Annotated in this window: 6 protein-coding genes; 3 read left to right on the top strand and 3 right to left on the bottom strand. The window is 61.8% G+C overall.

Annotation, left to right across the window (positions count from 1 at the left end; all coding sequences use genetic code 11):
* Positions 1-238: 238 nt before the first annotated feature.
* Together RT460_RS04170 and RT460_RS04165 are read right to left on the bottom strand one after the other, a co-directional pair.
* Positions 239-1426 (bottom strand): glutathionylspermidine synthase family protein, encoded by a 1188-nt coding sequence (locus RT460_RS04170; protein ID WP_313317340.1) that lies wholly within the window; start codon positions 1424-1426, stop codon positions 239-241.
* A 4-nt stretch (positions 1427-1430) separates the two neighbouring features.
* Entirely contained in the window at positions 1431-1994 is a 564-nt protein-coding gene (locus tag RT460_RS04165) for a DUF1190 domain-containing protein (RefSeq protein WP_313317339.1), read from the bottom strand.
* Between the two features lie 553 nt (positions 1995-2547).
* Between RT460_RS04165 and ilvD the strand changes: the two genes are divergently transcribed.
* Together ilvD and RT460_RS04155 are read left to right on the top strand one after the other, a co-directional pair.
* On the top strand, positions 2548-4386 hold the full coding sequence (gene ilvD / locus RT460_RS04160; protein ID WP_313317337.1) for a dihydroxy-acid dehydratase: 1839 nt from the start codon (positions 2548-2550) through the stop codon (positions 4384-4386).
* Between the two features lie 30 nt (positions 4387-4416).
* Positions 4417-5016 (top strand): hypothetical protein, encoded by a 600-nt coding sequence (locus RT460_RS04155; RefSeq protein WP_313317335.1) that lies wholly within the window; start codon positions 4417-4419, stop codon positions 5014-5016.
* Here RT460_RS04155 and RT460_RS04150 read toward each other — a convergent pair.
* Positions 5013-6056, bottom strand: coding sequence for an integron integrase (locus RT460_RS04150; RefSeq protein ID WP_313317333.1), 1044 nt, complete (start codon positions 6054-6056; stop codon positions 5013-5015). The two genes, RT460_RS04155 and RT460_RS04150, sit on opposite strands and share 4 nt — an antisense overlap.
* A 472-nt stretch (positions 6057-6528) precedes the next feature.
* On the opposite strand from RT460_RS04150, the gene RT460_RS04145 reads away from it, so the two are divergent.
* Positions 6529-6945 (top strand): hypothetical protein, encoded by a 417-nt coding sequence (locus tag RT460_RS04145; protein ID WP_313317332.1) that lies wholly within the window; start codon positions 6529-6531, stop codon positions 6943-6945.
* Positions 6946-8614 lie beyond the last annotated feature (1669 nt).

The following is an 8614-nucleotide window of genomic DNA, read 5'->3' as shown; positions in this document are numbered from 1 at the left end:
AAAAAGCCGTGCCATGACATGCTCGGCAGGGGCGTCACCGGTAATGCCAACCTGTAGTGCCGAGCCATGCTCGGCAAAAGCTTCACCGGCAATGCCCGAAAAGCTGCCCTCATCCCACCCCCTCTCCCGCACGCGGGAGAGGGGCACAAACACACGTGCCGAGCATGGCTCGGCTCTACAGGGGCATTTCCGGCATTGCCTGCTTGGCGGCTTGGCGGCTTGGCGGCTTGCGCCGTGCTTACAGATAGATCCGCGTCGTGCCTTGGGGCGCATCATCAATGATGGCGTGCGGCACAAAACGCGCACTGTCGCGGGTGATGCGGCTGTTGTCCTCGCGGATGCCAACACCACAGGCGCGGTCGCCCACCACCCAGCTGCCCACCAGCGGATAGTTGCCTTCGAACACCGGCAAGGCATGGAAGGCCTGGCGGATGCTGGGGCCGGTGTAGGGGCCTTCGCTCTCCTGCCAGCTGCCATCATTCATGTGCATGGCCACGTTGGCGCCTTCGCGCGAATGCAGCGGCTTGCGCACCCAACCGGCTGGCAGCGTGCTGCCGTCGTCAAAGTGCGATTCCAGCAGATTGGGATGGCCACGATGACGCTGCCACAACAACGGCAGGATGCCCTTGTTGCTGAGCACCGCTTTCCAGGCTGGTTCCAGCAACTGCACACCCGAACGCGGCAAGGCCGCGCCGAACTCCTCGCGCATCAGGTCTTCCAGCGGGTACAGCTTGAACAGGCTGCCGATCACCACGTCATCCAGATCGGTGAAACGCCCGTCCGCCGACAAGCCGATATCCTCGATGGCGATGGCGGCCGCACGCAGCCCGGCCTGCGCCGCGCAATCGCGCAGGTAGGCCACCGTGCCCTGGTCTTCCTCGGACTCCCCCACCGCGCTGAAATACAGCGGCGGCGGCAGACGCGACGTCAGCTCTGCAAACCGCTCCACCAGGGTTTCGTGGATGGAGTTGAACTGATCCGCCTGCTGCGGCAAAGCGCCACGGTTGCGCTGGTCTTCCAACCATTGCCACTGGAAAAAGGACGCTTCGTAGAGCGAGGTTGGCGTGTCGTAGTTCAGCTCGTACAGCTTGGCCGGGCCATTGCCGTCATAGGCAAAATCCAGCCGACCGTAGAGGTGCGGTTCGCGGCGACGCCAGCTTTCGGCGATCCAATCGCGGAATGCCTCCGGGATGGCCAACTGCGCCATCAGCGCCTCGCTGGCTACCACCTCGTCAACCAGATCCAGCGCCATGGCATGCAGCTCGGCGCTGGGGTCTTCGATATCGTTCTCGATCTGGCGCAGGGTGAAAGCGTAGTACGCGCTTTCATCCCAGTACGGCGCACCGTCGATGGTGTGGAAACGGAACCCTGCCTCAGCGGCACGGTCCCGCCAGTTGCCACGCTCGGCAATTGCTACACGCTTCACTGCATCAACCGCCGACGCTGCTGCGGCCACCGCTACGCGCACCAAAGCCACCACGGCTGGCGGTGACGGCACGATTGGGCTCGGCGCTGACCGGGGCCAGGCCGGCCTTGCCTGCACCAATGCCGCTGGCCGTGTTCAGGCCACCACTGCCGCCAGGTGCGGGCTTGGCCCAACCATTGGCCTTGTCCTTGAATGCCGGCTGCGCGGCCGGCGGAGCGGCCACGGCACCACGGCTGCCGTTGAGCATCTGCGACATGAAGAAGCCCATCATCATCGGGCCGATGAACGAGGTACCCGCGCTGGTGTGCTGCTGTACGCACTGCTCGGCCGGGTACTCCTTGGCGCACTCTTCCTTGCTGGCGTACTTGGGCGCGGCATCAGCGGCCTGCTGCTGGGCGTTGGCGAAGGCCTCGCGGCAGCTGGACGGGTTGCCAGTGGCCTCGGAGCAGGCTTCCACCGAGGTGTACAGCCCTTCCTGCACCTGCACGGATTCTTCCTTCTGGCAGGCGGTCAGCAGCAGCGGCACGGCGCTCATCAGCACCAGTGCGGTGGCCTTGGATCGCTTCATGGTCGGTTCCCCGTCAATTTGATTGCCCAATGATGCCCGATGAAGGCTGCAAGGCGGAAACCTGATAGCTCCCGAAGCTGAATCGGATTTTCAGCTGATGCGTGGGAACACTTGGTACGGCTGGGTTTTCTGCGTTCCGTTGTTTTCTTCGGGGGTTTCCGTTTGGGTGTTTTGGTGGGAGGTTAGAGCAACATCCAAAGCACCCCTCCCCAACCCTCCCCTGCGCTGCGCGCAAGGGAGGGGTAGAAGCGGCTGCCCCGCAATCCGAACGATCGCAGCAAACAGCCCCCTCCCTTGCGCGCAGCGCAGGGGAGGGTTGGGGAGGGGTGCCTTCGCTTTTTGCTTTTTCTTTTGCTCCCGCCTTTGGCTCCGTCGCTGACTTCAACTCCGCCCTTGCACCCGACGCAACCACACCCCCAAAAGCCAGCCTCCAACACCCAGCCAACCGCCGCACTCCCCCTCCCTTTCCCCACCGGGATGGTTGCAGCTGCAACCGGGAACTTGATGCAGAATCGAAAGCTCTGCACTTCCGCCAGCACGCTCCGCTCGCCCCATGCCTGAATACCGCTCGAAAACCTCCACCGCCGGCCGCAACATGGCCGGCGCCCGCGCCCTGTGGCGTGCCACCGGCATGACCGATGGCGACTTCCACAAGCCCATCGTCGCCGTGGTGAATTCCTTCACCCAGTTCGTGCCCGGCCACGTGCACCTGAAGGACCTCGGCCAGCTCGTGGCGCGCGAGATCGAAGCCGCCGGCGGCGTGGCCAAGGAATTCAATACCATCGCCGTGGATGACGGCATCGCCATGGGCCATGACGGCATGCTGTATTCGCTGCCCAGTCGCGAAATCATCGCCGACTCGGTCGAATACATGGCCAATGCCCACTGCGCCGATGCGCTGGTGTGCATTTCCAACTGCGACAAGATCACCCCGGGCATGTTGATGGCTGCGTTGCGCCTGAACATCCCCGCCGTATTCGTGTCCGGTGGCCCGATGGAAGCCGGCAAGACCAAGCTGGCCGGTCACAAACTCGACCTGATCGATGCGATGGTCGCTGCCGGCGATGACAACATCAGCGACGAGCAGGTAGCGGCGATCGAGCGCAGCGCCTGCCCCACCTGTGGCTCGTGCTCGGGCATGTTCACCGCCAACTCGATGAACTGCCTGACCGAAGCATTGGGCCTGTCGCTGCCCGGCAACGGCACCGTCGTGGCCACCCACAGCGATCGTGAAGCGCTGTTCAAGCGCGCCGGCCGCCTCATCGTCGAACTGTGCCATCGCTGGTACGGCGGCGAAGAAGCCAATGTGCTGCCGCGTGGCATCGCCACTTTCGAAGCCTTCGAAAACGCGATGACGCTGGATATCGCCATGGGCGGATCCACCAACACCATCCTGCACCTGCTCGCGGCCGCACAGGAAGCCGAAGTCGCCTTCGACCAGCGCGACATCGATCGCCTGTCACGGCGCGTGCCGCAGCTGTGCAAAGTGGCGCCGAACACGCAGAAATACCACATCGAAGACGTGCACCGCGCTGGCGGCATCATGGCCATTCTCGGCGAGCTGGCACGCGGCGGCCTGCTGCACACCGATGCATCTACCGTACACAGCCGCACGCTGGGCGCAGCCATCGCGCAATGGGACGTCACCCAGACCCGGGACGAAGCCGTGCACACCTTCTACAAGGCCGGCCCGGCAGGCATCCCGACCCAGGTGGCTTTCAGCCAGTCCACGCGCTGGCCGTCGTTGGATGTGGACCGCGCCGAGGGCTGCATCCGCGATGTTGCCCACGCGTTCTCCAGCGAAGGGGGCCTGGCCGTGCTGTACGGCAACCTTGCCGCTGATGGTTGCGTGGTGAAGACCGCAGGCGTGGACGAATCCATCCATGTATTCGAAGGCAATGCACGCGTCTACGAAAGCCAGGACGCGGCTGTCAAAGGCATCCTCGGCAACGAAGTACAGGCCGGCGACGTGGTGGTGATCCGCTACGAAGGCCCCAAGGGTGGCCCGGGCATGCAGGAAATGCTGTACCCGACCAGCTACCTGAAATCCAAGGGCATGGGCAAAGCCTGCGCCCTGCTCACCGACGGCCGCTTCTCCGGTGGCACCTCCGGCCTGAGCATCGGCCATTGCTCACCGGAAGCCGCCGCCGGCGGCGCCATTGGCCTGGTCCGCGACGGCGACCGCATCCTGATCGACATTCCGCAGCGCGGCATCAACCTGCTGGTGGACGATGCAGAACTCGCCCGTCGCCGCAGCGAGCAGGATGCCAAGGGCTGGAAGCCGGCCGAAGCGCGCCCGCGCAAGGTGACCACGGCACTGAAGGCATACGCCCTGCTCGCCACCAGCGCCGACAAGGGCGCCGTGCGCGACAAGGCGCTGCTCGACGGTTGACCGACAAGCGGGGCGCGGCAAAATGAGGCGATGAACTCGCCCATAGCCTGCCCGCCCCCGCTGCCTGCTGTCGCTACCTGCAGTTGGAACGGCCACCCCTATCGCGTGATCGCTGCCGAACTCGGCGCCTATGTGGATGCGCACCTTCCCGCGTTGCTCTGGGATTTCGACATCCACGCCGAGCGCATCGATCCTGAGGACAGGCTGCTCGACGAAGACGACCTGCCGCCCGACGAACTGCAGCTTCGCATCCACGACTGCCCTGCGTTCAGCAGCGGCCCGGGCGAAGTGCAGCACTGGAACGACATCGCCGGCATGCGTATCGCGTTCACCAACAAGGACGAACCCGAAGTATTGCTCTACACCGGTGAGCACCTTGGTCTCGGTGATGGCGGGTTTGTACTGAGCGAACGGGATGGCCGGCTGTGGATAGCACTCGACGGCCATTGCGATGGGATGCACGGCCCGGCAAGGATCACGCTGTGCGCACCGTTGGACTTCACCACGATTGCCTGTGGCCGCCGCGACCAGACGCAGGCGCGCGAGCATATCGCCACCGCCGTTGACCCGGACCGCTATACCTTCGAATACGACGAGTACGGCGTAGCGCGGTTCCGTCTGATTCCCTAATGCAGATCGTCATCCTCACTGGTCATCCCCAGCGCCGGCAACCTATCCAAAGAAGGACTCAGTACGGCACCGGCGCCACGCCCCAGGACATGGGTGTAGATCTGCGTGGTAGCGATGTCCTTGTGGCCCAGCAGCTCCTGCACGGTGCGGATGTCACAGCCAGCATCGAGTAGATGGGTAGCAAAGCAGTGCCGCAGGGTATGGCAGGTAGCCGGCTGCAGCACCCGCACCTGGAGACGCGCTTGCTTGATTGCCCGTTGCAGCACTTCCTCGCTGACATGATGACGCCCGCGCCGTCCCGTGCGTGGATCACGCGATAGTCTGTTCGACGGAAACAGGTACTGCCAACCAGGCTGCCGGTCAGCTTCGGGGTACTTCCGCGCCAAGGCATGGGGCAGATGCACGCGCCCAGCGCCTGCAGCCAGATCACCTTGGTGCAGTGCCAGCGCCCACTCACGCTGCTGTTGCAGGCGCTCGCGCAGCGACACCGGCAGCGGCACGCGCCTGTCCTTGTTGCCCTTGCCTGCGCGCACGCATGTTTCATGACGCGCAAAGTCCACGTCCTTGATCCGCAAGCGCAGGCATTCCATCAGGCGCATGCCAGTGCCATAGAGCAGGCGAGCCATCAGCGCAGGAACCCCTTCCGGGATTGCGGACAACATCCTCGCAACCTCGTCCACGGAAAGAACGATGGGCAAACGCTTCGGTCGTTTGGCACGCACGACATCCTGTAACCACGGGAGCTCCACCTGCAGCACCTCCCGGTAAAGGAAAAGCAAGGCCGCCAACGCTTGATTCTGGGTAGACGGTGCCACCTTTCCCTCCGTCGCCAACCGGCTGAGAAATTCCGTCACCTCGTCGCCGCCCATCTCCCGCGGATGACGTTTGCCGTTGGCCAGGATGAAGCGCTTTATCCAACCCAGATAGGCCTGCTCGGTGCGGATGCTGTAATGCCGTAGGCGGATTTGCGCACGGACGGCATCCAGAAGCCGAGGTGACTGGCCAGGTGTTACACCGCTAAAAACAGGGTCGTAACTCATATAGCCGTTCCCAACCGGTAGTTTCCAGGGAGCATGGGTGCCGTCAGCACGGCGGCCTATCAGCTAAACTCTTGATTTAATGCGGGATTCCATTGATTTGAAAGTGATGGAAAAACCGCGATACTCTGCGCTACACCGCTGTTAGGCGGTCTAATAGGTGTTAGGCGCAAAATTGCGATGACGGACTCTCCAAAGCAAGGGTACCAAGAGACGGTAACGTGTGAGCCACGCCAAGATGAGGGGCTCATTTTCATCAAGGTCGTAACAATGCCTCATGAAGGTGCAGTGGAGTTCGACGTGGCGCAGGCCCGCTCGTTTGCACAGCAAATACTATCGGCAGTCGATGATGTTGAGGCTGGTTGGGTAGGCAAATCAACGGGGCCACAGGGTGTTTGCGGCGCCTAACAGTTCATTCAAGCCGAACCCGCTGCGCGGGTCGGCTTAATTCCAGAGTTAGGCCCCTAGGAGGGTTATGTCGTACGACCTGATTGTCTATCTGAAGCGAAACGTAATGCCAGCACCAGAGGCTTGGCGTGCCGCCATAGTTGAGGCGGGTTTTCCGGTCGCGCTGGATCCCGATTTTGACGTGGATACATTCTCTGGCTTCCTTCCTTGTCCGGTTCGTGGCGAGATATCCGGCTTTGAGTACTACGCATCAAACGTCACGCCAGAGGATGTAGAGGAGATGGATTTGGCACCGGGCACTGACTTCTCAGTCCAGTTCTGTATCGGCTCACGCCCACTTGAGTTGATGTCAGCACTTGCCGCATCTAGTGTCTTAGCCGCAATGACGGGCGGCACTCTTGATGACCCTCAGGCAGGCGAGTCAGTGCCGGCTGACAGCGCGATTAGTTGGGCAAGAGCTCAGCTAGCACAGGCCGGGGCCTAACAATTCATTCAAGCCGACTGCCACTTCGTGGCAGCTGCTTAACTCAGGCGTTAGGTTGCGCAGATATGACGTCACGCACTGAAAAGGCGAGAAGAATGGAGGTCCGGCGCAAGATCGGATCTCGCTCGCTGCATGACCCTGCAGGTCCCGCGGCCCTCCCGCGCGTTCCACAGTACCTAATGGCGCACGCCTGCTTTCAATGTCGCCTGAGCTTTAAGCGAGTACTCCGCATAGATGGATCACCGTCGCCCTGTCCCACGTGTGGCAAGCCACTCTCGGAGATGGGCCGCGGCTTTAGAGCTCCGCTGCGGCACAATCTTGACGGTTGGAAGGCGGTGGATCTTCTGTACCAGGCCGGTTTTCGCTTTCCGTCAACTACGCGTAGGGCAACGCCCTCTCTTCCGGTCAACAGCCGCGAGGTCGCAAAGTTCATCGCGGACAACCCGTTGCACCCATATCGCGTGGGCGCAACCTAACAATTCATTCAAGCCGAACCCGCTTCGCGGCGCGGCTTGATTCCAGGGTTAGCTGCCATGACGAGGATTGTCGGAGCCGCACTTCTACTATTACCAAGCATCGCGCTTGGGCAGAACTGCTCGTGCAACCCTGTCGAGTCCAAAGCCCAATGGACCAGGGGACTGTTCCAGGGATCTACATACGTTTTCTTTGGTCGTGTCGACTCCGTTGCACCGCCGTTTCTGGGCGCCAACGAGACTCGGGACCAACCCACTGTTACACCCCTTCGCCATTTCAAGGCCACCTTCCCCGGCGGCGAGCTTCGCGGAGCAGACTGCGGGTCAGCTGTACTCCCAGGGGAGACGGCGGTTTTCTTCGTTGACGGTTACAACCGCATCAAGTCATGCTCAATCGGAGTCAGCGGCATTACCCCCCAGGAAATTCAGTCCGGTGTCATCCAGCTCTCCCGGCATGGCACCTAACAATTCATTCAAGCCGAACCCGCTTCGCGGATCGGCTTAATTCCAGAGTTATCCGCTAATGACTTCTTCTGCCTCGAACGTGATAGCTGCACACACCAGTTCCTTCAATCACCGCGGGGAGATCGAGGCAAGTACTCTTTGCGGGTGCTTCTACTGCTTGGAGATCTATGCGCCATCAGCTATTACGGAGTGGGTGGACTGGCCTGCGGGCACGCCAGAGGAGCTTAAGCTCTCCGCCGGAACCACTGCTCTTTGCCCAAGATGTGGCATAGATTCCGTGATCGGCTCCGCGTCTAGTTACCCACTCGATTCAGAGTTCTTGTCAGCAATGCGCAGCTACTGGTTTTCCTAGCGGCGGCTAACAATTCATTCAAGCCGACGCCGCTACGCGGCGCGGCTTAATTCCAGAGTTAGGCCCCAATGCTCAATATCCTCAGACAAGCTTGTTACGACGGAGGCACCCTGCGGCATGTACGCGAGACGCCTCTAGATCCTGGCTCCCCACGCATCGCTGCGATAGAGCTGCAGTTTGACGCTCTCACTATTACGATCGCTGCCGTGAGCGACGATGATACGGTGCAGATCCTGCCCGGACCAATACAGACTGCCTCTTGCCCTGGCTCCGGCCCTTTGTGGCCTCTTTGCGTCGGAAAATCTTTGCAATGGGCATGGCTCATGACCAATCAGCAGGGCTACACAGACGGCGTTAGGCTTGAGTTTGGTGAATCAGA

This window comes from Stenotrophomonas sp. (assembly GCF_032061965.1).
Lineage (GTDB): Bacteria > Pseudomonadota > Gammaproteobacteria > Xanthomonadales > Xanthomonadaceae > Stenotrophomonas.
This window is presented reverse-complemented; position numbering and strand designations above follow the sequence as displayed.

Coding starts and splice junctions, on each gene's coding strand:
- RT460_RS04145 (WP_313317332.1), top strand. CDS start 6,529: ATGTCGTACGACCTGATTGTCTATCTGAAGCGAAACGTAATGCCAGCA.
- RT460_RS04150 (WP_313317333.1), bottom strand. CDS start 6,056: ATGAGTTACGACCCTGTTTTTAGCGGTGTAACACCTGGCCAGTCACCT.
- RT460_RS04155 (WP_313317335.1), top strand. CDS start 4,417: ATGAACTCGCCCATAGCCTGCCCGCCCCCGCTGCCTGCTGTCGCTACC.
- ilvD (WP_313317337.1), top strand. CDS start 2,548: ATGCCTGAATACCGCTCGAAAACCTCCACCGCCGGCCGCAACATGGCC.
- RT460_RS04165 (WP_313317339.1), bottom strand. CDS start 1,994: ATGAAGCGATCCAAGGCCACCGCACTGGTGCTGATGAGCGCCGTGCCG.